Annotated in this window: 25 protein-coding genes; 12 read left to right on the top strand and 13 right to left on the bottom strand. The window is 71.7% G+C overall.

All coding sequences use genetic code 11. The features are described from left to right. Positions 1–41: 41 nt before the first annotated feature. The gene (locus JMF97_RS00505; RefSeq protein ID WP_203219734.1) at positions 42–818 is read right to left on the bottom strand and encodes a winged helix-turn-helix transcriptional regulator; all 777 of its coding nucleotides are present in this window, start codon (positions 816–818) and stop codon (positions 42–44) included. Between the two features lie 30 nt (positions 819–848). On the opposite strand from JMF97_RS00505, the gene JMF97_RS00510 reads away from it, so the two are divergent. The 3 genes from JMF97_RS00510 (at position 849) to JMF97_RS00520 (ending at position 3,188) form a co-directional block, all read left to right on the top strand. Continuing rightward, entirely contained in the window at positions 849–1,574 is a 726-nt protein-coding gene (locus tag JMF97_RS00510) for a DUF899 family protein (RefSeq protein ID WP_203219735.1), read from the top strand. A 418-nt stretch (positions 1,575–1,992) separates the two neighbouring features. Beyond that, positions 1,993–2,637 (top strand): C39 family peptidase, encoded by a 645-nt coding sequence (locus JMF97_RS00515; protein ID WP_203219736.1) that lies wholly within the window; start codon positions 1,993–1,995, stop codon positions 2,635–2,637. Between the two features lie 98 nt (positions 2,638–2,735). Further along, complete coding sequence (locus JMF97_RS00520) at positions 2,736–3,188, top strand: GNAT family N-acetyltransferase (RefSeq protein WP_203219737.1); 453 nt, start codon at positions 2,736–2,738, stop codon at positions 3,186–3,188. Positions 3,189–3,412: 224 nt separating this feature from the next. Here the strand turns inward: JMF97_RS00520 and ligD are convergent, their stop codons facing one another. Continuing rightward, positions 3,413–4,438 (bottom strand): non-homologous end-joining DNA ligase, encoded by a 1,026-nt coding sequence (gene ligD / locus JMF97_RS00525; RefSeq protein WP_203219738.1) that lies wholly within the window; start codon positions 4,436–4,438, stop codon positions 3,413–3,415. 47 nt (positions 4,439–4,485) lie between these two features. Here ligD and msrB point away from each other — a divergent pair, with 47 nt between their 5' ends. Continuing rightward, positions 4,486–4,896, top strand: coding sequence for a peptide-methionine (R)-S-oxide reductase MsrB (gene msrB, locus JMF97_RS00530; RefSeq protein WP_013732337.1), 411 nt, complete (start codon positions 4,486–4,488; stop codon positions 4,894–4,896). 58 nt (positions 4,897–4,954) lie between these two features. On the opposite strand, the gene JMF97_RS00535 is transcribed toward msrB, so the two are convergent. The 3 genes from JMF97_RS00535 to JMF97_RS00545 form a co-directional block, all read right to left on the bottom strand. Then, positions 4,955–5,566, bottom strand: a complete 612-nt coding sequence (locus JMF97_RS00535) for a DUF305 domain-containing protein (RefSeq protein ID WP_203219739.1) — start codon at positions 5,564–5,566, stop codon at positions 4,955–4,957. A gap of 56 nt (positions 5,567–5,622) precedes the next feature. Beyond that, positions 5,623–6,366, bottom strand: a complete 744-nt coding sequence (locus JMF97_RS00540) for a lytic polysaccharide monooxygenase (RefSeq protein ID WP_203219740.1) — start codon at positions 6,364–6,366, stop codon at positions 5,623–5,625. Between the two features lie 99 nt (positions 6,367–6,465). Further along, positions 6,466–6,741, bottom strand: a complete 276-nt coding sequence (locus JMF97_RS00545) for an isoamylase early set domain-containing protein (RefSeq protein ID WP_203219741.1) — start codon at positions 6,739–6,741, stop codon at positions 6,466–6,468. Positions 6,742–6,935: 194 nt separating this feature from the next. On the opposite strand from JMF97_RS00545, the gene JMF97_RS00550 reads away from it, so the two are divergent. The 3 genes from JMF97_RS00550 (at position 6,936) to JMF97_RS00560 (ending at position 9,047) form a co-directional block, all read left to right on the top strand. Continuing rightward, entirely contained in the window at positions 6,936–7,196 is a 261-nt protein-coding gene (locus JMF97_RS00550; protein WP_203219742.1) for a metallothionein, read from the top strand. 160 nt (positions 7,197–7,356) lie between these two features. Beyond that, positions 7,357–7,797: a GNAT family N-acetyltransferase gene (locus tag JMF97_RS00555; protein WP_203219743.1), complete on the top strand. Its 441-nt coding sequence runs from the start codon at positions 7,357–7,359 to the stop codon at positions 7,795–7,797. A gap of 161 nt (positions 7,798–7,958) precedes the next feature. Then, positions 7,959–9,047: a lytic polysaccharide monooxygenase auxiliary activity family 9 protein gene (locus JMF97_RS00560; protein ID WP_203219744.1), complete on the top strand. Its 1,089-nt coding sequence runs from the start codon at positions 7,959–7,961 to the stop codon at positions 9,045–9,047. Positions 9,048–9,174: 127 nt separating this feature from the next. Here JMF97_RS00560 and hemQ read toward each other — a convergent pair whose 3' ends face one another. From hemQ to hemE, 3 genes are read right to left on the bottom strand one after another with little or no spacing between them, the layout of a single operon-like run. Further along, positions 9,175–9,876: a hydrogen peroxide-dependent heme synthase gene (gene hemQ / locus JMF97_RS00565; protein ID WP_013732330.1), complete on the bottom strand. Its 702-nt coding sequence runs from the start codon at positions 9,874–9,876 to the stop codon at positions 9,175–9,177. After that, entirely contained in the window at positions 9,873–11,282 is a 1,410-nt protein-coding gene (gene hemG, locus JMF97_RS00570; protein ID WP_203219745.1) for a protoporphyrinogen oxidase, read from the bottom strand. Before hemG ends, hemQ begins: the two co-directional genes overlap by 4 nt. Positions 11,283–11,287: 5 nt before the next feature. After that, on the bottom strand, positions 11,288–12,385 hold the full coding sequence (gene hemE, locus JMF97_RS00575) for a uroporphyrinogen decarboxylase (protein WP_203219746.1): 1,098 nt from the start codon (positions 12,383–12,385) through the stop codon (positions 11,288–11,290). 206 nt (positions 12,386–12,591) lie between these two features. Between hemE and JMF97_RS00580 the strand changes: the two genes are divergently transcribed. The 4 genes from JMF97_RS00580 to JMF97_RS00595 all read left to right on the top strand — a co-directional run bounded on the left by JMF97_RS00580 (position 12,592) and on the right by JMF97_RS00595 (position 18,092). After that, positions 12,592–13,164 carry a DUF3000 domain-containing protein gene (locus JMF97_RS00580; protein WP_203219747.1) on the top strand — a complete coding sequence of 191 codons (573 nt, stop codon included), beginning with the start codon at positions 12,592–12,594 and terminating at the stop codon, positions 13,162–13,164. A 97-nt stretch (positions 13,165–13,261) separates the two neighbouring features. Continuing rightward, positions 13,262–14,578 (top strand): ribonuclease D, encoded by a 1,317-nt coding sequence (locus JMF97_RS00585; RefSeq protein ID WP_203219748.1) that lies wholly within the window; start codon positions 13,262–13,264, stop codon positions 14,576–14,578. A 200-nt stretch (positions 14,579–14,778) separates the two neighbouring features. After that, complete coding sequence (locus JMF97_RS00590) at positions 14,779–15,975, top strand: thiolase family protein (RefSeq protein ID WP_203219749.1); 1,197 nt, start codon at positions 14,779–14,781, stop codon at positions 15,973–15,975. Positions 15,976–16,025: 50 nt separating this feature from the next. Further along, a complete protein-coding gene (locus JMF97_RS00595; RefSeq protein ID WP_203219750.1) occupies positions 16,026–18,092 on the top strand; it encodes a 3-hydroxyacyl-CoA dehydrogenase NAD-binding domain-containing protein in 2,067 nt (688 codons plus the stop codon). A 192-nt stretch (positions 18,093–18,284) separates the two neighbouring features. Here the strand turns inward: JMF97_RS00595 and JMF97_RS00600 are convergent, their stop codons facing one another. Continuing rightward, the gene (locus JMF97_RS00600) at positions 18,285–19,376 is read right to left on the bottom strand and encodes a Glu/Leu/Phe/Val family dehydrogenase (RefSeq protein WP_203219751.1); all 1,092 of its coding nucleotides are present in this window, start codon (positions 19,374–19,376) and stop codon (positions 18,285–18,287) included. Positions 19,377–19,395: 19 nt separating this feature from the next. Beyond that, positions 19,396–20,985, bottom strand: a complete 1,590-nt coding sequence (gene mdlC / locus JMF97_RS00605) for a benzoylformate decarboxylase (RefSeq protein ID WP_307816712.1) — start codon at positions 20,983–20,985, stop codon at positions 19,396–19,398. Positions 20,986–21,112: 127 nt separating this feature from the next. On the opposite strand from mdlC, the gene JMF97_RS00610 reads away from it, so the two are divergent. Further along, complete coding sequence (locus JMF97_RS00610) at positions 21,113–21,841, top strand: IclR family transcriptional regulator (protein WP_203219752.1); 729 nt, start codon at positions 21,113–21,115, stop codon at positions 21,839–21,841. 10 nt (positions 21,842–21,851) lie between these two features. Here the strand turns inward: JMF97_RS00610 and JMF97_RS00615 are convergent, their stop codons facing one another. From JMF97_RS00615 to JMF97_RS00625, 3 genes are all read right to left on the bottom strand, one after another. Beyond that, complete coding sequence (locus JMF97_RS00615) at positions 21,852–22,238, bottom strand: VOC family protein (RefSeq protein ID WP_203219753.1); 387 nt, start codon at positions 22,236–22,238, stop codon at positions 21,852–21,854. 80 nt (positions 22,239–22,318) lie between these two features. Beyond that, on the bottom strand, positions 22,319–23,512 hold the full coding sequence (locus JMF97_RS00620; protein ID WP_203219754.1) for a sensor histidine kinase: 1,194 nt from the start codon (positions 23,510–23,512) through the stop codon (positions 22,319–22,321). Next, complete coding sequence (locus JMF97_RS00625; protein WP_203219755.1) at positions 23,509–24,177, bottom strand: response regulator transcription factor; 669 nt, start codon at positions 24,175–24,177, stop codon at positions 23,509–23,511. The genes JMF97_RS00620 and JMF97_RS00625 overlap by 4 nt, the downstream gene beginning before the upstream one ends. Between the last annotated feature and the right edge of the window lie 48 nt (positions 24,178–24,225).

Genomic DNA, 24,225 nt, shown 5'->3' on the forward strand with positions numbered 1-24,225 from the left:
CTGAGCCCCCAGCCGGGGTGTACTCCCCTTCGCTCATCAGCTCATCCTGTCGTCACCGGGATGCCGAGATTGCCATGCCCGTTCGTCGGGCGCTGCCCGGTGCGGTAGAGCCCGACCACGCGCACGACCGCGTCACGGTCGCCGGTGACGTGCACGTCACCGGCGCGTTCGGCGTCGGCGAGCGGCAGGCCCTCGAACAGGATGCCGCCCCACACTGTCGAGTCGGCGGTCACCGTCGCCACCGGCTCCTCGGCGAACCCGACCTGGATCGTGAGAGTCCGGTCCACGGCGGTCAGGTGGTACCGGTGTACCGGTGGGTCGGGCCGGCGGGCGTCGTACAGGTGAAGGGCGATCGGCGGCAGGGCGGCGAGCAGGGGCGGCGCCATCGTGCGCATGGCGAGGACCGTCGCGTCGGGAGTCATGCCACCGCAGGTGTCCGGGGCCGGGCCGGTCGCGTACCACTGTCCCAGCGCCGCGAGGACCGTCTCCAGGCCCTGGCCCCACGTGGTGGCGGCGTACGCCTGGGTGTGGGGTTGATCGGTGAGCGTGACCTGCTCGACGATGCCGGCCTGCTGCAGCGACCGAAGTCGGTCGCTGAGGACGGCCGGGGTGATGCCGCGAGCCGCCTCCGCCAGGTCCGAGAAACGTTTCGGTCCGAGAATCAGTTCGCGTACGACGATAAGCGTCCATCGGTCGCCCACCAGGTCGAGCGCGTTCGCCGCCCGGCAGGCGTCACCGAGTTCGGCGTAGGTCCGCTTGATAGGCAACCAGATCAGCCGTCCCTTCTGCCCGGAGACACAGTGCCGGGATGGCTCCACACCCGCACCGACTATGTTTAAGGTACCGGCATGGAGAATATCGACAGCAGTCCGCTTCCTCCCATCGTCGACCGGGAGACCTGGCTGCGGGAGCGGGATGCTCTCCTGCCCCGCGAGAAGGCCCATACCCGCGAGGGTGACGCGATCGCCGCTGCTCGGCGCCGCCTGCCGATGACCGAGATCCAGCCCGTCGAACTCATCGGCGAGCGGGGCCTGACCTCGCTGCCCGACATCTTCGAGGGCCGCGACCAACTCGTCGTCTACAAGCACATGTGGCACCTCGGCAAGCCGTTCGAGGGGCAGTGTGAGGGCTGCACCCTCAGCATCTGGGACTTCCAGAACGCGGTCTACCTTGAGGAGTGCGGCATCACCTTCGCCGTCTTCTGCGAAGGGCCGTACGAGGAGATCGCGCCGTTCCGGGAGTTCATGGGCTACACCCACCCGTGGTATTCGACGTACGGTGTCGACGAGCCGGCCTTCGCCGACAACGGTGCCATCGCCTGCTACCTCCGTCAGGACGACCGGGTCTTCCTCACCTACGAGACGACCAGCCGGGGCGTCGAGGCGATCATGGGCTCACTCAAGCTGCTCGACATGACCGTCTACGGCCGCCAGGAGGAGTGGGAGGACTCCCCCGAGGGCTGGCCGCAGCGTCCGCCGTACAGCTTCTGGCGCAGGGACGGCCGGCCGACCGCGCAGTGGACCCGCCCGCAGGTCATACCGGCCCAGCCCGCCGACGTAGCCCACTGCCACTGACCGACGCGCCGCGAGGCTGGGCGCTACGGCCCTGCAATACGGTCTCGTCAGGCATGCTCCCCTGGAGTCCGGCCCGCGCAGCCTGCGAGGTTTGTCCGTTCCAATCAGGGGGATCTGACCGGTTCGTGCCGGGGTGGGCGTGTGCCGGGTCACCGTGGCGGCGGAATCATGCCCCCAGCCCGGGCGTTGTACAGGGGGTAACCGCGACGCCCCCTCGACGGCGACGCCCCCGGGACCGGGTCGGAATGACCGCCCCCCACCCGGCGTTACACATCTCCCGGACATCGTGAACGGCCCCCCGGCCGGTGAGCAGCCCAGAGCCTCCCGCGATGTTCGCACCATCTCCCCCTTCACGCGGCAACACGCGCCCCGCGCTGACTGCCGCGTGCACCCCCGAAACGGAAGGCGGAACACCACCATGCGTACCACCATGCTGCGTAAGACCGCCCTGACCTTCGCCGCTGCCGCCGCCACCGCCGGTGGCATCGCCGGCCCCGCCATCGCCGCCAACGCCGCCCCCGCCGCGGTGCAGGCCGACCGCAAGCCCAGCGACGAGCGCCAGCTCGACGTCCGCTACGAGGCCCAGCCGAACTTCTACTTCTGCGGCCCGGCCGCCGCCCGTAACGCCCTGTCCGTGCAGGGCAAGAACATCGACGTGTACGACATGGCCGAGCGGATGGGCACCACCGAGGCCGGTACCGACTCCATCAACGACATCACGCCGGTGCTGAACAAGGAGACCGGCAAGGACGTCTACAAGTCGGTGGAGATCCGTGACGCCAAGGCCGCCGAGAAGCAGACCGACAAGCTGCGCGAGGACATCAAGCGCACCGTCGACGACGGCCGTGCCGTGGTCGCCAACATCGCCGGCACCGCCACCGACACCGACGGCGTCGCCCACAGCTTCGAAGGCGGCCACTACGTCAGCGTCACCGGCTACGACGACGAGGGCAAGACGGTGACCATCGCCGACTCCGCCAACCCCGCCCAGGCCTCGTACCAGATGGACATCAAGACCCTGGCCAACTGGATCGCCACCCGCGGTTACTCCGCAGCCTCCTGACGATCCGCCAGCTGAACACGCAAAGGGCCGACCCCCGGGCGGGGTCGGCCCTTTGGTCTGCCACAGACCGGTCGCCGCGGGTGTGCGATTCTCGCGGGATGAGCGACGTGATCTTCCGTGCGGCGATCCGGGCCGACCTGCCCGCCGTACTCGACCTGCTCGCCGACGACATGTTGGGGCGCACCAGGGACGTCGGCGAGGTCGACGCCACCTACGAGAAGGCGTTCGCGGACATCACCGCCGACCCGCGCAACCACCTCGTCGTCGCCGAGGCAGGCGGCGAGGTGGTCGGCTGCATGCAGCTCACCTACATCCCCGGGCTCGGTCGGCACGGTGCCGAACGGCAACTGATCGAGTCGGTACGGGTCCGCTCGGACCGGCGCGGTCAGGGCTTCGGCCGACTCATGATGACCTGGGCGATCGATCAGGCACGGCAGCGCGGCTGCGGCCTGGTGCAGCTCACCACCGACAAGAGCCGCCACGACGCCCACCGCTTCTATCTGGGCCTCGGCTTCGTCGCCAGCCACGAAGGCATGAAGCTCAGCCTCTGACGCCTGTCGGCTGGTCGGCCAGCCGAGGGCGCCCGACCTCGCAGTCGAGCCGCACCCCGCAAGGTCACGCTCGATCTGGGATCGAGTGGCCTCGCCGCGAACGGAAGCCACTCGATCGAGGATCGAGCGTGACCGTGCAGAGCATGCCCCGCCCGGCAGCAAGCACCGTGCAGGCGCGGACCAACGCGGCGGCGTGCGGGCCCGAAGCAACGCGGCGGGGTGGGTCAGCGGGGGCGGTCGCGGTCGCGGGAGGGCTGGACCCGCTTGGGTTCGCCGGGCATCTTCGGGTGGTCCGGTGGGTAGGGCAGGTCGCCCTCGCCGGCTGCGGCGTCCCGCTCGGCCCACTCCAGCAGCGGGGTGATGTCCCACCCGGCGTCGTCGATGCCGGCGTGCGGGTCACCCTGCTCGGCCAGCCGCTGCGGGACGGTACGCAGGTCGAAGTCGTCCGGGTCGACGTCGGGCAACTCGTCCCAGGTGACCGGGGTGGAGACGGTCGCCCGGGCGTTGGCCCGCAGCGAGTACGCGCAGGCGATGGTGCGGTCCCGGGCCATCTGGTTGTAGTCGACGAAGACCCTCTCGCCGCGTTCCTCCTTCCACCAGGCGGTGGTGACCAGGTCGGGGCGGCGGCGGGCCAACTCCCGGGCCAGCGCGATGGTGGCCCGGCGCACCTCGACGAAGCTCCAGCGTGGCTGGATGCGCAGGTAGACGTGCACGCCTCGGCCGCCGGAGGTCTTCGGCCAGCCGGGGACGCCCAGCTCGTCGAGGATGGCGCGCAGCTCGGCGGCGGCGGTGGCCGCGTGGGCGAAGTCGGTGCCGGGCTGCGGGTCGAGGTCGACGCGCAGCTCGTCGGGGCGGTCGGGCTCGTCAGCGCGCACCGGCCACGGGTGGAACACGACGGTGCCCATCTGCGCCGCCCAGGCCACGTGGGCCAGGTCCACCGGGCAGAGCTCCGCGGCGGTGCGTCCGCTGGGGAAGGTGATCTCGGTGGTGCGCACCCAGGGTGGTACGCCCCGGGTCGGCACCCGTTTCTGGAAGAACATCTCCCCCTCGATGCCGTCGGGGAAGCGTTGCAGGGTGGTCGGCCGTTCGCGCAGGGCGCGCATGATGCCGTCGCCGACGCCGAGGTAGTAGCCGAAGACGTCGGCCTTGGTGAAGCCGCGCTTCGGGAAGATCACCCGGTCCGGGCTGGACAGCCGTACGGTGTGCCCCGCGACCTCGATCTCCTCGGCCGCCGCCTTCGTGCCTGCCATTTCGCGACCATATGCGATGGGTCCGACGTTCGACGTACCGTTGACGGGTGAGTCTTCCCGACAGCGAACTGCCCCGCACCGAGGACGAGTGGCGGGTCCGGCTCAGCCCCGAGGAGTTCCGGGTGCTGCGCGAGCACGGCACGGAGCCGGCGTGGACCGGCGAGTACGTCGACACCAAGACCCCCGGCATGTACCGCTGCCGCGCCTGCGGCGCGGAGTTGTACCCGAGTGACACCAAGTTCGACTCGCACTGCGGGTGGCCGAGCTTCGACGACGCCATCCCGGGTGCGATCAAGGAGATCGAGGACAACTCCCTCGGCATGCGGCGCACCGAGATCCGCTGCGCCCGCTGCGACAGCCACCTGGGGCACGTCTTCCGCGGTGAGGGCTTCACCCCGAAGGACACCCGGCACTGCGTGAACTCGCTCTCCATCCGCCTGGACCCCAGCACCCCCTGACCCGCACCGGTCAGGCCAATGCCAGGCCAGCGGTCAGCAACAACGGAGAAAACGCCGGTCAGGCCACCGCCGGGTGCGCGGCCAGCATCGCGACCTGGGCGGTACGGGACTGCTCGATGCGTCGGGCGAGGTCGCGTACCCGCTCGTCGGTGCCGGCCGCCAGGTGCGCGCGGGCCAGGTCGGCGGCGCCCTTCTGGTGGGCACCGAGCACCTCGACCAGCACCCGGTCGACCTCGCCGGCCGGGGCGTCGCGCAGCCGGGCCAACTGGTCCGGGCCGGTGCCGTGGCCGGCGTGCTCGTCGGCGCGGGCGGTGCGCCCGGCCTGCGCCAGCCAGCCGCGCACGGTGGCCAGTTCGTCGGCCTCAGTCACCTCGATGGCGGCGATCAGGGTCCGCAGTTCGGGGTCGGCGAGCCGGTCGTGGACCAGCCGGGCGATCTGCAGGGTCTGCTCGGTGTGCCCGGCCATCATCGACAGGAACAGCAGGTCGATCCCGGTCATCCCGGTGGCTGCCGGCGTACCGGATCCGGCGGGTCGCGGTGCATCGAGGGCGGGTGACGCCGCCAGGCCGCCGGTCGCCGTTGCGGAGGCGGTCGCGGCCGGCGCGCCGCCAGCGCCGTGCTGCCCGCCGCCGCACCCGGCGGCGAGCAGCACGGCGGTGAGGGCCAGCACCGCCCGGAGGCGGGCCGGCGGGAGGTGCGGCCGGGACCAACCGCACCTCCCGCTGCTCAGACCAGGCTCCACAGCGCTGGTACGTTCGGCGGCTCCCAACCGGCGATCGCGGTGTGCGCCTGCCGGCAGCGGTACGTCCGACCGCCGTAGGTGACCTGGTCGCCGACGGCGTACGCGCGGCCCGCGGTCCAGGTGCCGCCGGCCGGCGGGTTGCTGGTCGGGGCGATGGTCGGGGTGGGCGACGGTGCCGGCGGGGTGGTCGGGCTCGGGCTCGGCGGCGGGTTGCCGCCACCGCCGATCTGCAGGTCGACGCAGGAGTAGAAGGCGTTGCCGGTGTCGGCGATGTTCCAGACGGCCAGCAGCTTCTGGCGGCCGGAGTAGCCGGACAGGTTGACGCTGTGCGAGACGGTGGGGCCGGGCTGGCGTCCGCCGCCGCTGAACACGGCGACCCGGGTGTTGCCGATGAAGTACTCCCAGTCGCGGGTGGCGTGCATCGCGGTGTTGACCCAGGTGAAGGTGACCGTGGTGCCGACCGAGGTGGCGGGCCAGCCCCGGTTGTCGTCGTTGAGGACGGCGAAGTGGGAGATGTTGGCGTGGCAGTTGCGCAGCCCCTTGGGGCCTTCCACGCTCTGCGGTTCCCAGCGGATCTGCCCGCAGTCGGGCACCCGGTTCTGGGCGCAGAGCGCCTGCCGGCTGGGCGGTGACGAGACGTAGCCGTGGGCCTGGGCGGGGGCGGCGACGGCCAGGGTGGCGACCATGGCACCCGTCGCGACCAGCGGGAGAGTGATTCTTCGACGCATGGCGGCGGCTCCTTCGCGGCATGTTGCCTGGTGAGGTGCCACCAACATAATTTAAACAATGTTAACAGTAAAGACCACTATCAATAAAAGTAGCGGCGATCAGAGCAGCAGCAGGCCGCCCTGGTCGTCCACCCGGTCGGCGGACTCGTCGTCGAACCACACACCACCGGTGGCCAGGTAACGGAAACGGTGCTGCCCCGGCCCCAGCCGTACGGTCACCGTCCGGGTGCCGTCGCGGCGGGCCACCAGCACGTGTTCACCGGGCCGCCATCCGTTGAAGGACCCGACCACGCTGACCGTCCCCGGTGGGGTGTCTCGGGGAAGGCAGAAGGTGACCCGAGTCTGGCTGCCGAAGAGCCGGTTCCGCTTGATCATCATTCCTCCCGGTTCGCGTACCCCACCGAAAGGCGGCGGCCGGGCCGCCGCCGGCCAGGTCACCCGGTACAACGGCCGACCCGCGGCGAGCGACACGCCGCCCCGTCCGGGCGATGGACGCCGATTTCGACCGATCCGGCCGGCCGCGTGCCCCACGCTGGGGGACAACAACCGGCTATCGAGGGAGATGCGTCGTGGCGACGTGCGAGGTCTGCGGAAACGACTACTGGCTGACCTTCGAGGTACGCACCGTCAGCGGCGACGTGCACACCTTCGACAGCTTCGAGTGCGCCGCACACAAGTTGGCCCCGATCTGCGAACACTGCCAGGTGAAGATCATCGGCCACGGCGTGGAGGTCTCCGGCCGCTTCTTCTGCTGCGGCCACTGCGCCCGCGCAGTGGAGGCCGAACACGGCGCCCAGATCCGCGACACCGTAGGCGCCCGCCCCGCCTGACCCACCCCACCCACCCCACCCCACCCCAACTTCTTCAAGTTGATCAAGAGGTTTGCGTCGGCCTGCACCCGAATCCAGACCAAAAGCTCTTGATCAACCCGTTCCGCTCCCGGCCCGGGGTGCGATGGGTGGGTGGGTGGCGACGATCTAGCCTGGGGTGATGTCGGGTACGCAGTTGCGGGTTGCCGGGTTCGGCGAGCTGGACGTCCGCACGTTTCATGACCTGGTGCGGCTGCGCGTCGACGTGTTCGTGGTCGAGCAGGAGTGCGCGTACCCGGAACTCGACGGTCGCGACGTCGAACCCGGCACCCGACACCTCTGGTTGGCACGCGACGGCGCCGTGGTGGCGTACCTGCGAATCCTTGCCGACCCCGACGGCGTGGCCAGGATCGGTCGGGTGGTGGTGGCGCCGTCGGCGCGCGGCGCCGGGCATGCCGGACGGCTGGTGGTCGCGGCGCTGGCCGAGATCGGCGACCGACCGTGCGTGCTGGAGGCGCAGTCGCATCTGGTCGACTTCTACTCCCGGCACGGGTTCACGGTCAGCGGCCCGGAGTACGTCGAGGACGGCATCCCGCACACCCCCATGCGCCGCGATCCCTGATCCGGCCGCAGCGATTGACGGATGGCGATGTTTTGTGCCATTCTTCCGCACGGAGCCAATAACCGCAGTGCCACGCGGACCGGCGCGGGAGAGGCAACTCCCGGGCGTTCGGGCGAAGTCGCGATCCGACGATCCCCCTGGGGGCTCCATCCATGTCCAAAATGCTCAGACCCTCTAGGCTGGCCGGCCTGCTCGCCACCGCGGCGGCCGCCACGCTGCTCGTCTCCACTGCCCTGGTCAACTCCGCCTCGGCGCACGGCTCGGTGGTCAACCCCGGAGCCCGCGCCTACAGCTGCTGGGAGCGCTGGGGTGGCGACTTCCAGAACCCTCGGATGGCCACCGAGGACCCGATGTGCTGGCAGGCCTGGCAGGCCAACCCGAACGCCATGTGGAACTGGAACGGCCAGTTCCGTGAGGGCGTTGGCGGCAACCACCAGGCGGCCATCCCGGACGGCCAGCTCTGCTCGGGCGGCCGCGCCGAGGGTGGGCGGTACAACGCCCTGGACACCATCGGCGCCTGGCGGACCACCCAGGTCTCCAACAGCTTCCGGCTGAAGTTCTTCGACCAGGCCAGTCACGGGGCCGACTACATCCGGGTGTACGCGACCCGGCAGGGATTCGACGCGCTGACCAAGCCGCTGGCCTGGTCGGACCTGGAGCTCGTCGGGCAGATCGGCAACACGCCGGCCTCCCAGTGGCAGCGTGAGGTCGACGGCGTCTCCATCGAGATCCCGGTGAACGCGCCGGGTCGCAGCGGCCGGCACATCATCTACACCATCTGGCAGGCCAGCCACTTCGACCAGTCGTACTACCACTGCAGCGACGTGCAGTTCGGTGGCAGCACCAACCCGCCGCCCACCACGCCGCCGCCGACCACTCCCCCGCCCACGACCCCGCCGCCCACCACTCCCCCGCCGTCCACTCCGCCGCCCAGCAACCCGCCGCCGGCGGGTGCCTGCTCGGCGACGTACCAGGTGACCAACAGCTGGTCCGGTGGCTTCCAGGGTGAGGTGAAGGTGACCGCAGGCAACGCGGCCATCCGCGGCTGGCGAGTGACCTGGACGTACGCCAACGGTCAGCAGGTCAGCCAGGCGTGGAACGCCACGCTCAGCTCCAGCGGATCCACGGTGACCGCCACCAACGTCAGCTACAACGGCAGCCTCGGCTCCGGAGCCAGCACCACGTTCGGCTTCCTGGCGTCCGGCTCCGGTGCCAGCGCACCCACGCTGACCTGTACGGCCACCACCTGATCCCGAGCGGGGTCGCGCCCTTCTCCCTCGGGCGCGACCCCGCCCGGCTGGCCGACGGGCCGTCGGCACCGGTGAGTTAACAGGGGGCCCTTGCTATGCACGAGGCGTTAACAAGGTGCCCTTCCTTTCAGGCCAGGGCGGTGACGATGTCGGCGATCGAGCGGCGGCGGCCGGTGTAGAACGGCACCTCCTCGCGGACGTGCAGCCGGGCCCGCGAGGCGCGCAGGTCCCGCATCAGATCCACGATCCGGTGCAGCTCGTCGGCCTCGAAGGCGAGCATCCACTCGTAGTCGCCGAGCGCGAACGAGGCCACCGTGTTGGCGCGTACGTCCGGGTAACCCCGGGCCATCTGGCCGTGCTCGGCGAGCAGTTCCCGCCGCTCCGCGTCGGGCAGCAGGTACCAGTCGTACGAGCGGACGAACGGGTAGACGCACAGGTAGGCGCGGGCCTCCTCGCCGGCGAGGAAGGCCGGGATGTGGCTCTTGTTGAACTCGGCCGGCCGGTGCAGCGCCATCTGCGACCAGACCGGGGTCATCGCCCGCCCCAGCGTGGTGCGCCGGAACCGCAGGTAGGCGTCCTGGAGGGCGTCGCTGGACGAGGAGTGCCACCAGATCATCAGGTCGGCGTCGGCGCGCAGCCCGGCCACGTCGTACGTGCCCCGGACCACCACGTCCTTGCCGGCCAACTCCTCGATCAGCGACTCGACCTCGCCGGTGACGTTGTCGCGCAGCGACGGCAGCGGGGCGCTGACCCGGAACACCGACCACATGGTGTAGCGGATGGTGGAGTTGAGTTCCTTCAGCCGGGCCGCGTTGCTCTGCTCGGTCATCTCGCCGATCCTCCCAATGCTGTGATGATCTCCTCGGCCGCCGTCTCGCCGGAGCGGACGCAGACCGGGATGCCCACGCCGTCGTAGCCGGCACCGGCCAACGTCAGCGTCGGATGCGCCGCCCGCAGGACGGTCCGCGCGGCGGTGATCCGATCGAGGTGGCCGGGGGTGTACTGCGGCAACGCCCCACCCCAGCGCTGCACGTGCCCGGCGACCGGGGCGGGCAGCGGCGTGCCGAGCACCGCCGACAACTCCCGGTGCACGGTGGCGGCCAGGTCCTCGTCGGGGCGCTGGAGCTGGGCCTCGTCGCCGTAGCGGCCCACCGAGGCGCGCACCAGGGCCACCCCGTCCGACCGACGCAGGTGCCCCCACTTGGTGGTGAAGAACGTGGACGCCTTGATCAGCAACCCTTCGGTGCTGGGCACCAGGAATCCGGACAGCTGCGGCAGCGCCGGCTCGGGCAGGGCCAGGGTGACGAGCGCGACGCTGGCGTAGTCCAGCCCGCCGATCTCCGCCGCCACCGCGTCGGCCACGTCGGTGAGCAGCCGGGCCGCCGGCCGGGCCGGCACCGCCAGCACCACCGCGTCGACGTCGACGTGCTCCGGGTCGCGGGTCGGGCCGACGGTGAGCCGCCAGCCGGTGCCGGTCGGGGTGAGCTCGCGGACCGCGGCGTTGGTGCGGATGGTCGCCCCGCTGGCCGTGGCGGCGGCCTCGACCAGGGTGCTCAGCCCGCCGTCGAGGGTGCCGAAGATCGGTTGGCCGGTGAAGCGGGGGGCGGCGGCCTGCGCGGCCCGGACCGCGTCGAGCAGCGTGTGCCGGGTTCGGGCGGCGCGGGCCAGGGCGGGCATGGTGGTGGCCAGGGACAGGTCGTCGGCCCGGCCCGCGTACACGCCGCCGAGCATCGGGTCGACCAGTCGGTCGACCACCTCGTCGCCGAACCGGGCGCGGACCAGCGCGCCGACGGAGACGTCGTCGCCGGCACCGAGCATCGGCGCGCCGCCGTCGTGGTCGGCCTCCGGGGTCGGCCGCGCCACCGTCGCCACCTTCTCCAGATCCCCGGGTACGCCCATCAGCGTGCCGCCGGGAATCGGCCGCAACTGGCCGTCGACGGCCAGTGCCGCCTGCCCGACGGTGGGGTGCACGATCCGTTCGGTCAGCCCGAGGCGGCGGATCAGGGTCACCGCCGCCGAGTCGCCGCCGGCCGGATCCCGCATCAGGAACGACTCGGCACCGAACTCCACCGGCCCGCCGAGCAGCTCACCGGTACGCAGCTTGCCGCCGAGCGCGCCGGACTGCTCGTACACGATGATCTCGGTGTCTTCGGGGGCGCGGTCGCGCAACCGGACCGCGGCGGCCAGGCCGGCGATGCCGCCGCCGACGACCGCCACCCGCCACCGCGACGCCATGGCGGTCAGGCCCCCTCGGTGGGGCGGGCGGACAGTTCGTGCACCAGGGCGACCACCCGGGTGAGCACCTCCGGGTCGGTCTCCGGCAGCACCCCGTGGCCCAGGTTGAACACGTGTCCGGGGGCGGCGCGGCCCTGGTCGAGGATGCGACGCACCTCGGCCTCGATGACCGGCCACGGGGCGAACAGCAGGCACGGGTCCAGGTTGCCCTGCACCGCCTTGTCGGGCCCGATCCGGTGGGTCGCGACGTCCAGCGGGGTACGCCAGTCCACGCCGACCACGTCGGCGCCGGCCTCGCCCATCGCGCCGAGCAGCTCGGCGGTGCCCACCCCGAAGTGGATCCGGGGGATCCCCGCGTCGGCCAGCCCGGACAGCACCGCCGTGGAGTGCGGCAGCACGAACCGGCGGTAGTCGGCCTCGGAGAGCGCGCCCGCCCAGGAGTCGAAGAGCTGCACCGCGCTGACGCCGGCGGCGATCTGCACCCGCAGGAACGCCAGGGTCACCTCAGCGAGCCGGCCGGCCAGGGCGTGCCACAGGTCGGGGTCGCCGTACATCAGGGCCTTGGTCTTGACGTGGTTGCGCGACGGCCCACCCTCGACCAGGTAGCTGGCCAGGGTGAACGGCGCACCGGCGAAGCCGATCAGCGGGGTGTCGCCCAGCTCCTTGACCAGCATCCGGACCGCCTCGTCGACGTACGGGACGTCGTCGCGGTCGATCAGCCGGATCCGCTGCACGTCGGCGGCGGTACGCACCGGCTCGGCCACCACCGGCCCGGTGCCGGGCACGATGTCCAGGTCGACCCCGGCGGCGGCGACCGGCACCACGATGTCGCTGAACAGGATGGCCGCGTCCACCTTGTGCCGGCGTACCGGCTGAAGGGTGATCTCGGTGACCAGGTCGGGGCGGCGGCAGGACTCCAGCATCGCCACGTTGGCCCGGATCTCGCGGTACTCCGGCAGCGACCGGCCGGCCTGGCGCATGAACCAGACCGGGGTGTGCGGGACGGGCCGGCGACGACACGCCCGCACGAAGGGCGAGTCGGCGGGCCCGCCGGGGCGGGAGGCGTCGTCTCGGGCAGCGGTGCCCGTGGTGTCGGTGGTCATCGCGGCAATCGTGCCACGCGCCCCACCCCGCTCCCGCCCCCACCGCCCACTTTGTGACGTGGTAGCCCTTCGACGAAGGAAAGGGCTTCGGACTCTTGTCAACACCGCCGTCGTGCGGTTCAGCGGCAGCAGGCAGATGATCACCAGCTGGTGATCCTCGGCGTGCCGTCACGGCGAGGCGGCGGGTGGCGGCTTAGGCTGCGGACATGGCCCCCCCGATCGCGCTTCCGGACACCTTCGCCCGCGCGGTCGCCGGGCTCCGGTCGGCGACGCCCCGGCCGGAGATCTGCCTGGAGGAGATCGGCGCCCCGCAACGACTCGCGCCGTACGCCTTCGCGCTCTCCGCGTCGGTGCTGCGCGACGGCGACGAGGTGACCACCGGGCGGTTGATCCTGTTGCACGACCCGGTCGGGCACGAGGCCTGGCAGGGCACCCTGCGGCTGGTCACCTACGTCACCGCCGAGCTGGAGAGCGACCTGGCCGCCGACCCGCTGCTGCCGGGGGTCGCCTGGACCTGGCTCACCGATGCCCTCGACGCCCAGGAGGCGGATTACCGGGCCATCGGCGGGACGGTCACCCAGACGATGTCGAACCGGTTCGGGGATCTGGCCGGCCCGCCGGCGACCGCCGACATCGAGATCCGCGCCTCGTGGACGCCGACCGACGGCGACCTCACCTCGCACCTGTACGCCTGGTGCACCCTGCTCGCCTCCACCGCCGGCCTGCCGCCGCCCGGCGTCACCGCCCTGCCCGACCGTCGAGCCGCCGCCACCGGCTGAGCCTGCTGGGCCGATTGGATCGGCTGGGTCGGCTGGGTCGACACGCGGCGGGGGCGGGTGCGCGCGGTGTGTTCCGCTTCCGCACTAGGGTTGTCAGGTGACCGACGAACCACCCCTGCGCCGTCGGACCGCCGCAAGCCGTACGGGAAACGACATCGAGACCCCGCCGTCGGCGCGGCCGGAGCCGTCGGACGCGGGGACCGAATCCACCGGCGGCGAGTCCGTGCCGCTGACCGCCCCCCGCGAGGGCACCCCTGAGCCGGTGACCGTGCCGGAACAACTTGCCGAGGTGGTGGCCCGCTTCGCGGCCGGCAGCGGCCCGGTGGCCCTGGACGCCGAGCGCGCCTCGGGCTACCGCTACAGCCAGCGGGCGTACCTCGTGCAGTTGCGGCGCAGCGGCGCCGGTACCGCGCTGATCGACCCCCTGCCCCTGCCCGACCTCAGTGCGCTCGACGCCGTGATCGCGGACACCGAGTGGGTGTTGCACGCGGCCAACCAGGATCTGCCCTGCCTCGCCGAGTTGGGACTGCGTCCGCGACGGCTGTTCGACACCGAGTTGGCCGCCCGGCTCGCCGGATTCGAGCGGGTGGGGCTGGCCGCGCTCACCGAGCAGCTGCTCGGCTACAGCCTGGAGAAGCACCACTCGGCGGCGGACTGGTCCAGTCGGCCGCTGCCGGAGTCCTGGCTGACGTACGCGGCGTTGGACGTGGAGCTGCTGACCGACCTGCGCGACGCCCTCGACGCGGAGCTGAGCCGGCAGGGCAAGTCGCAGTGGGCGGCGGAGGAGTTCGCCGCCCTGGTGCAGGCCGGCACCCGCCCACCTCGGGTACGCGCCGAGCCGTGGCGCCGTACCTCCGGCATCCACCGGGTCCGTGGTGCGCGGGCGCAGGCCCGGGTGCGGTCCCTGTGGTACGCCCGCGACCAGATCGCCGCCCGCCGGGACTCCGCGCCGGGCCGGGTGCTGCCCGACTCGGCCATCGTGGCGGCGGCGGAACTGGACCCGAAGGACGAGAAGACGCTGCTCACCCTGCCCGGTTTCGGCGGCCGGTCGGTACGCCGGCTGGCCCGGACCTGGCTGGCGGCGCTGGACGACGCCCGGCAGCTGCCGGACGAGGAGCTGCCGGTGACGCCGACGGTGGAGGGCCCACCCCCGCCGCACCGCTGGGCCGAACGGGATCCGGCCGCGGCCGCCCGACTGGCCCGCTCCCGCGAGGTGGTGCTGCGGCTGGCCGGCGAGTACAACCTGCCACCGGAGAACCTGATCTCCCCCGACACGGTCCGCCGGCTCGCCTGGCAACCCCCCGAAGAGATCACCGAACCCACCGTCGCCGACGCCCTACGCGCCCTCCACGCCCGCGAATGGCAGATCACCCTCCTCCTCCCCGCCCTGACCCAAGCCCTCCTTCCCACCTGACAGCCCCTATCGCCCCCGTTGATCAAGAAGTTTGCGTCAGCGACACGCCGTACGGCAGACGCAAACTTCTTGATCAACAGGGCGAAGGGGTGGCGTGGGGGAAGGCTGGGGTGTGGGCTGGGCCACAGGGTGGGGTGGGGCGGGGATTGTTACTGGCGGGTAGCATTCGGGGAAATGCCAGTGCCGGCTAGGAGGCTCCAGTGCCCCGTGAAGTTCGGGATGTCGTCTTCGTCGACGGCGTCCGTACCCCGTTCGGCAAGGCGGGTGGCATGTACGCCAACACCCGCGCCGACGACCTGGTGATCCGATGCATTCGCGAACTGCTACGCCGTAACCCGCAGCTGCCGCCGGAGCGGGTCGAGGAGGTGGCCATCGCCGCCACCACCCAGATCGGTGACCAGGGACTGACCATCGGCCGTACCGCCGCCCTGCTGTCGGGCCTGCCCAAGAGCGTCCCCGGCTTCGCCATCGACCGGATGTGCGCCGGGGCGATGACCGCCGTGACCACCGTCGCCAGCGCCATCGCCGTCGGCGCGTACGACGTGGCGATCGCCGGTGGTGTCGAGCACATGGGTCGCCACCCGATGGGCGAGGGCGTCGACCCCAACCCGCGCATCGTCGCCGAGAAGCTGGTCGACCCGTCCGCGCTGGTCATGGGCGCCACCGCCGAGAATCTGCACGACCGGCTGCCGCACATCACCAAGCAGCGCACCGACGCGTTCGCGCTCGCCTCCCAGCAGAAGACCGCCAAGGCGTACGCCAACGGCAAGCTCCAGGACGACCTGGTGCCGGTGGCCATCCGCGACGAGGAGGGCGGCTGGGGCCTGGCCACGGCCGACGAGGCCCCCCGCGACACCTCGCTGGAGAAGCTGGGCAGCCTCAAGACCCCGTTCCGCCCGCACGGCAAGGTGACCGCGGGCAACGCCGCCGGTCTGAACGACGGCGCCACCGCCAGCCTGCTGGTCGCCGAGGACGTCGCCCGCGAGCTGGGCCTGCCGGTCGCCATGCGCCTGGTGTCGTACGGCTTCGTCGGCGTCGAGCCCGAGGTGATGGGCGTCGGCCCGATCCCGTCGACGGAGAAGGCCCTGCGCATCGCCGGGCTGACCATCGACGACATCGGCCTGTTCGAGCTGAACGAGGCCTTCGCCGTACAGGTGCTCGCCTTCCTCGACCACTTCGGCATCGCCGACGACGACCCGCGGGTCAACCAGTGGGGCGGCGCGATCGCCATCGGTCACCCCCTCGCTTCCTCGGGCGTACGGCTGATGACCCAGCTCGCCCGGCAGTTCGCCGAGCACCCCGAGGTCCGCTACGGCCTCACCGCCATGTGCATCGGCATCGGCATGGGCGGCACCGTGATCTGGGAGAACCCGCACTGGGAGGGTGAAGACAAGTGAGCGCGAGGAGTGAGCTTGCGAGCCCCGCAGTCGCGAACGAAGGAGGCACTGTGAGCCTCACCGCACCGAACGAGGTGGTCACCCGGGCCCTGCTGCGCCAGGTGAACGTACCGGGGCTGGACCGCCCGGCCGCCCTGATCACCCTCGACAACGGATTCGACCACACCAAGCCGAACACCTTCGGCCCCGGCGGACTGGCCAGCCTGGACGAGGCGATCAGCGCCGCCCTGGCCGCCGAGCCGGCGTTCATCGCGGTCACCGGCAAGCCGTACATCTTCTGCGTCGGCGCGGACATCACCAGCCTGCCGCTGCTGGCCGACCGGGAGCAGGCGCTGGCCATCGGCCAGCTGGGCCACCGGGTCTTCGCCCGGCTCAAGGACAGCCAGATCCCGACCTTCGCCTTCGTCAACGGCGCGGCGATGGGTGGCGGCCTGGAGCTGGCCCTGCACTGCCACTACCGGACCCTGTCCGCCGGTGCCGCCGCCCTGGCGCTGCCGGAGGTCTCCCTGGGTCTGATCCCGGGCTGGGGCGGCACCCAGCTGCTGCCGAACCTGATCGGCATCCCGGCGGCCACCCAGGTGATCATCCAGAACCCGCTGATGCAGAACAAGATGCTCAAGCCCAAGCAGGCCGCTGAGCTGGGCATCGCCGACGTGCTGCTGGAGCCGGCCGACTTCCTGGAGCGGTCCCTGGAGTGGGCCGCCGGCGTGGTCCGGGGCGAGGTCACGGTGACCCGGCCCGAGGTCGACAAGGACATGTGGGCCGGGGTGCTCTACTTCGCCCGGCAGACCCTCGACCAGCGGCTGCACGGCGCGGTCCCGTCCGCGTACAAGGCGCTGGATCTGCTGGAGACGGCGAAGGACGCCGACTTCGCCACCGGCACCGCCGCCGAGGACGAGGCCCTGGCCGACCTGATCTTCTCCGAGGAGTTGCGCAGCGGTCTGTACGCCTTCGACCTGGTGCAGCGGCGGGCCAAGCGGCCGGCCGGGGCACCGGACAAGGGCCTGGCCCGCCCGGTGACCAAGGTTGGCATCGTCGGCGCCGGCCTGATGGCCAGCCAGCTGGCCTTGCTGTTCGCCCGTCGCCTCCAGGTGCCGGTCGTCATGACCGACCTGGACCAGGCGCGGGTCGACAAGGGTGTGGGCTACGTGCACACCCAGATCGAGAAGCAGGTCAGCAAGGGCCGGATGGACAAGGGTACGGCCGCCAAGCTGTACGGCCTGGTCAGCGGCTCGGTGGACAAGTCGGCTTTTGCTGACTGTGACTTCGTCATCGAGGCGGTCTTCGAGGACCTGAACGTCAAGAAGCAGGTCTGGGCCGAGCTGGAGAAGATCGTCAAGCCGGAGGCGGTGCTGGCGACGAACACCTCGTCGCTGTCCATTACGGCGATGGCGGCGGAGCTGGAGCACCCGGAGCGGGTGGTCGGCTTCCACTTCTTCAACCCGGTGGCCGTACTGCCGCTGCTGGAGATCGTCCGCGGCGAGCGCACCGACGACGCCACGCTGGCCACCGCCTTCGCGGTCGGCAAGCAGCTGAAGAAGTCGTCGGTGCTGGTCGCCGACGCCCCGGCGTTCGTGGTGAACCGGCTGCTCACCCGCTTCCTCGGGGCGATCTTCGCCGCCGTGGACGCGGGCACCCCGCTGGAGGTGGCGAACCGCGCGGTGGACCCGCTGGGCCTGCCGATGCGTCCGCTGGCCCTGCTCCAGCTGGTCGGCCCGGCCGTGGCGTACCACGTGGGCGGCACCCTGCACGCCGCCTTCCCGGACCGCTTCGGCATCAGCGAGAACCTCAAGCGGATCGCCGACTCCGGCCAGCCGATCGTCGTCGACGACGAGATCAACGCCGAGGTGGCGAAGCTGCTGGTGGTCGGCGACCAGCCGCTCACCGAGGAGCAGGTGCGACAGAACGCGCTGGACGCGCTGGCACAGGAGATCCGACTGATGCTCGACGAGGGTGTCGTGGCGCAGGCGCAGGACATCGACCTGTGCATGATCCTCGGCGCCGGTTGGCCGTTCCACCTGGGCGGCGTCACGCCGTACCTGGACCGGACCGGCACCAGCGAGCGGGTGACCGGTCAGCGGTTCCTGCCGCGCGGAGTGGCCAGCCTGGCCGGCTGAGCCCACACCTGACAGCACCGATCGCGGTGGCCGCCCGGCCGGGCGGCCACCGCGACGTCGTCTGCGGCTGGAGTGTCCGGCGACCTCGCCGCCGCACGAGGGCTTGATGCCTCGCCGTTTCGCCGTAATGGCGGTGACCGACCCGGCTGGATACCGCCATTACGCCGTAACGGAGTCGATCATCGGCGCCGATCAGCGGGGCAGGTAGCCGGGCTTGAGGCCGGCTCGGGCCTGCTGGATGCGGGTGTGGGCGAGGTCCTCGGCTGCCGCGCCGGGCAGGATGCCCTGCCTGCGGGCCAGGTCGAGGACCTCGGTGGTGGTGTCGAAGATCCTCTCGACCTGGCCGGGCACCTCCTCCAGGGGAATCCGCCGGTACTCGGCACATCCGGTGGTGACGCCACCGGCGCTGGCGACGAAGTCGGGCACCCAGAGGATCCCGCGCTCGGCGAGCTGCTCCTCCACGTCGGGGGTGGCGAGTTGGTTGTTGGCGGCGCCGCAGATCACGGCGGCGCGGATCGTCGGGATCGAGTCGCTGGTAAGGGTGGCGCCGAGCGCGCACGGGGCGTAGATGTCGACAGGCGCGTCGATGACCCGCTCGGCGAGGAGCACCGCGGGCAGTTCCCGTCGGACGCGTTCGCGGGCGGGCGCGGAGATGTCGGCGGCGGTGACCGTGGCCCCGGCCTCGACCAGCAGCCGGACGAGTTCGTAGCCGACCTTGCCGAGCCCTTCGACCCCGACGGTACGGCCGGCCAGGTCGGCGGTCCCCCACCGGGCGGCAGCGGCGGCACGCAGGGCGTGGAAGGCACCGTACGCGGTCATCGGGCCGCTGTCGCCGTACCCGCCGGCGCTTGTGGTGCGGCCGAGGACGTGGTCGGTGCCCCGGCCGATCACATCGAGGTCGGCGGCGCTGATCCCCACGTCGCCGGCGGTAACGTAACGTCCACCGAGGCTCTGCACGAAACGTCCGTAGGTCTCCAGCAACGCCTCGGACTTGATCGTGTCGGGGTCGCCGATGATGACCGCCTTCGCACCGCCGCAGGGCAGGCCGGCGACCGCGTTCTTGTACGTCATCCCCCGCGACAGCCGCAGCACGTCGGTCAACGCCTCGGCCTCCGTGGCGTACGGATGGAACCGGGTGCCCCCGACGGCCGGGCCGAGGGTGCTGTCGTGGATGGCGATGATGGCCCGCAGGCCGGTCTCCGGGTCCTGGCAGAAGGTCACCTGCTCGTGCGGGAAGTCGGGGAAACGGCCGAGCACCGGGGCGGACGGCTGGGGTGCGGACATGGGCTTGCCTTTCAGCGGTTCAGGGGGTGGTGAGGTCGGTGTCGACCTGGATGAGCCGGGGTTCGCCGGCAGCGAGGGCGTCGGTGACCGCCTCGACGAGTGCCGTACGGCTGGAGACCGTCACGCCGGTGACGCCGTACCCGGCGGCCAGCGCGGTGAAGTCGATGTCGGGGATGTCCAGACCCGGTGTTTCCCCGGCCCCCAGCACCTGGGCGAACCAGCGCAGCGCACCGTAGGTGCCGTTGCGCAGGATGACGAAGATGACCGGGATGCGGTAGCGGGCGGCGGTCCACAGTGCGGTGATGCCGTAGTTGGCCGACCCGTCACCGACCAGGGCGACGACCTGCCGGTCGGGGTCGGCCAGCTGCACCCCGACGGCCGCGGGCAGCCCGAAGCCGAGACCGCCGGAGGCGGGGAAGTAGTAGCTGCCGGGTTCGCGCAGGTCCGCCTGCGCCCAGAAGGCACCGGTGGTCGAGGTGGACTCGGTGACCCAGACGGTGTCGGCCCCAGCGGTGTCCCGCAGCACGGCGAACACCTCCTCCGGATGCAACCGGCCCGCCGATGCGGGTCGCGGCGTCGGAATGGGCGGCAACGGTACGAGGGCAGCCCGCCGCCCGGGGGTGACGGCGGCGGCCAGCCGGGCGAGGGTGTCGGCGAGATCGCAGACGATCGCGTCACCCATCGGCGCGCGGGCTGCTTCGCCCGGGTCCACGGTCAGGTGCACCAGTCGGGTGCCCTCGGGCAGATACCGGCCGGGGTCGTACTGGTGGTAGCGGAACACCGGCGCGCCGACGACCAGGACGAGGTCGTGTCCGGCCAGCAGGTCGCTGATCGCCTTGACCCCGGCCGGCAGCACGCCACGGAAGGCGGGGTGGCGGGTGGGGAACGGGCAACGCGATGCCGAGGGGGCGATCCAGGCCGGGGCGGCCAGGGCGTCGGCGAGCGCCACGGCATGATCGTTCGCGGCGGTCGCGTCGACGTCGGGGCCGAGGATCAGCACCGGCCGTTCGGCCCGGTCCAGCATCGCGGCGAGGTCGGCGAGCTGCGGGGTGGTCAGCGCCGCGGCGGTCACGGTGGTACGGGACAGCAGGTGCCGTGCCTCGACGGAGGACTGCGCCTGCCAGTCGTCGTACGGCACCGACACGTACACCGGTCCCTGGGGTGCCAGGGTGGCGGTGTGGATCGCCTGGCTGATGGTCCGGGGCACGTCCTCGGCGGAGGCCGGCTCGCTGCTCCACTTGACCAGCGGCCGGGGCAGCGCGGCGGCGTCCACGTTGGCGAGCATCACCTCCTGGCCGACGGTCGAGCGGACCTGCTGCCCGGCGGTGACCACCAGTGGGCTGTGCGAGTAGACCGAGTTGGTCAGCTGGCCCATCGCGTTGCCGGTGCCGGCGGCCGCGTGCAGGTTGACCAGCGCCGGGCCTCGGCGGGCCTGGGCGTACCCGTCGGCCATGGCCAGCACCACGCCCTCGTGCAGGCCGAGGAGGTACCGGAAGTCGTCCGGCAGGCCGGCCAGGAACGGCAGCTCGTTGGAGCCGGGGTTGCCGAAGATGGTGGTCAGGCCGTGCGCCCGCAGCAGCTCGAAGGTCACGTCCCGCACGCTCGCCACCGCACAACTCCTCTCCCTCGACCGCGACCAGTAGACCTGGATCTTCCGTCATGCAGAAGGGTCTGGGAGAAGGGTTCCTCTGTGCGGAATACTGCGCTGGTCGGTGGCGAGTAGTGGGAGGCAGGCCATGGAGTCGGTGGGCAACGCGCTACGAGCCCTGCGGTATCTCGGCGCCCAGGAGTCGGTGAGCGTGGCGGACCTCGGCCGGCACCTGCAGGTCGCCCCGTCCACCGCGCACCGGCTGCTGTCCACTCTCAAGGAGTTCGACTTCGCCCGTCAGGACGACTCCCGTCGCTACCGGCTAGGCCCGGCGGCACACGAGGTCGCCACCCGACAGGCCCCCTGGGACGTCGTCGCCGCCGTCCGCCCACACATGGAAGACCTGGCCGCGACCACCCGCGAGACGGTCAACCTGATCGGCCTGCAGGGCGCCAGCATCGTCTTCCTCGACGGCGTGGAGAGCACCCAGACCGTCCGGGTCGGGGTCCGCACCGGCGACCGGCTACCCGCGTACACCACCGCCGGCGGCAAGGCGCTGCTCGCCCAGATGCGCCCGAAGGACATCCGGGCGCTGCATCCGCGCATCTTGGCCGCGCTGACCTCCGCCACGATCACCACAACCGACCACCTGATCAAAGAACTCGACGCCGTACGCGCCCGCGGCTACGCCTCCAACCTCGAAGAATGCGTCGATGGGGTGTACGCCGTCGGCGTGGCCGTCGTCCACCCCACCCGGGGCGCCGTGGCCGCACTCACCATCTCCGCCCCCGCACACCGGGTCGACGAGCGGCGCGCCGACCTCCTCGCCCAGCAACTTCTCCAGGCCAACACCCGCCTCACCCAGGGCTGGCGGTGAGCCGGGCCCGTTATGCCGAGTGCTCGGCCACGCTGCGCTCCACGCAGAACTCGTTGCCCTCCGGGTCGGCGAGGACCGCCCAGCCGGTGCCGTCGGGTCGGCGCTGGTCGTCGATCAGTACGGCGCCCAGGCCGAGCAGCCGATCGATCTCCTCGTCGCGGGTCCGGTCGGTCGGCTGGAGATCCAGGTGTACCCGGTTCTTCGCCGTCTTGCCCTCCGGTACCCGCTGGAACAGCATCCCGCCCTCGGCGATCTCCGCCCCGGACAGCAGGGCGCATTCCGGCTCGCCCGGCTTGTTGTCCGGGTCGTGCCGCATGCCGGTCGCCTCGGCCCAGAAGGTCGCCATGGCGAACGGATCGGCACAGTCAAAGTCGATCCAACGCACCCTCGAAGTCATGGGCCCAATCTCTCACCGTGATCAAGCGAATTTCGCCGCCGGATCACCGGGCCGCATCGGGTCACCCGGCCCGCGCCGGGTCACCGGGCGAGGTTCTCCCCGGTCGACGCGGCGTCGGCGGCGGGCAGGTGGACCGTCACCTCCAGGCCACCGCCGGACTGCGCCACCGCGGTCACAGTGCCGCCGTGCGCGTCGCAGACCGCCCGGACGATGGACAGGCCGAGCCCTGACCCGCGCGCCCCGGTCCGCTCCCGACCGCCCCGCCGGAACGGCTCGAACAGTCCCGGTACGTCCGCCTGGTCCACCTCGAACCCGGTGTTGCCGACCACCAGCCAGGATCGCTGCCCGTCGGAGCCGGTGCGTACCCAGAGTCGGCCGTGCAGGTGGTTGTAGCGGACCGCGTTCTCGATCAGGTTGCCGGCCAGCCGGTCCAGCAGACCGGGGTCGCCGACCACAGGCGCCGGTTCCAGCGAGGTCTGCACGTCGAGCTTTATCCGCTCCACCTCACGGCGGACCGCCGACAACGCGTTGAGGGTGCCGGCGGCCAGGTCGCACTCGGTACGCCGACCCAGTCGACGGCCCGTCTGGGCCTCGCTGCGCGCCAGCACCAGCAGCGCGTCGACCAGGCTGTTGGCCCGCTCCGAGGCGTCCCGCACCACGGTGGCCATCCGGCGGTACTCGGCCGTGTCCGCCTCGTCGTCGCTGAGCGTCACATCGATTTCGGTACGCATCACGGCCAGCGGCGTACGCAATTCGTGCGAGGCGTTGGCGACGAACCGTTTCTGCGCCTCGAAGGCAGCGGCGATGCGGTCCAGCATCTCGTCGAAGGTGTCGGCCAACTCGGCCACCTCGTCGTTGGCCCCGGAGTAGCTGATCCGCTGATCCAGCGTGGTTTCACCGAGCCGCCGCGCGGTCGCGGTGACCTGGTGCAGCGGTCGCAGCGCCCGACCCGCCACCGCGTACGCCCCGACCACCCCGACCGTCCCGATGGCCAGCAACGCGGCCAGGCCCTTGGCCAGCAGTTCCCCGGAGGCCGAGTCGACCAGTTGCCGCTGCCAGGCGGCGGCGTCCATGGAACGCCCGTCGGCCAGCAGCACCGTCGTGCCGGGCAGCAGTTCGTCGGTGGGCCGCAGCGCGTCGCGGACCAGCAGCCAGGACAGCAGCACCAGGATCGCGCCCGCGCCCACCAGCAGCACGCCGTTGAGCAGGGTCAGCCGCAGCCGCAGGGTGGGTCGCAGGCGCGGGTGCCGCCGCCCCCGCGGGGTGCCCGTCACGCCGGCACCTCGGCGGTACGGTAGCCGGCCCCCACCACGGTCTCGATCAGCGGCGGATCGCCGAGCTTGCGACGCAGGGTCATCACGGTGACCCGGACAATGGTGGTGAACGGGTCGGTGTTGGCGTCCCAGACCCGCTCCAGCAGTTCCTCGCTGGAGACCACCGCGCCGCGGGCCTTGAGCAGCTCGCAGAGGACGCCGAACTCCTTGTTGGTCAGCTCCACCGGCGCCCCGCCACGGGTGGTGGTCCGGCGGGCCGGGTCGACGACCAGGTCGGCCAGTTCCAGCACCGGCGGTGCCGCCGGGGTGGCCCGCCGGCCCAGCGCCTGCACCCGGGCGACCAGTTCGTCGAAGGCGAACGGCTTGGGCAGGTAGTCGTCCGCGCCGAGCTGCAACCCTTCGACCCGGTCGGCGACGGTGCCGCTGGCGGTGAGCATCAGCACCCGGGTCAGCGCGCCCGAGCTGGCCAGCTCCGCGCAGATCTGGTCACCGTGCATCCCGGGCAGGTCACGGTCGAGCACCACCACGTCGTAGCGGGTGACGAAGGCCATCTCGTGACCGCTGTCGCCGTCGTACGCGACGTCCACCGCCATTCCGCGTTTGCGCAGGCCACGCGCGATCGCGTCGGCGAGGTGGCGTTCGTCCTCGACCACCAGTACCCGCATGTCCAGCCCCTTCCCGGCGACGACAACTCGACAACCTAGCGCCGACGG

This window comes from Micromonospora fiedleri, assembly GCF_016774385.1.
Taxonomy (GTDB): domain Bacteria; phylum Actinomycetota; class Actinomycetes; order Mycobacteriales; family Micromonosporaceae; genus Micromonospora; species Micromonospora gifhornensis.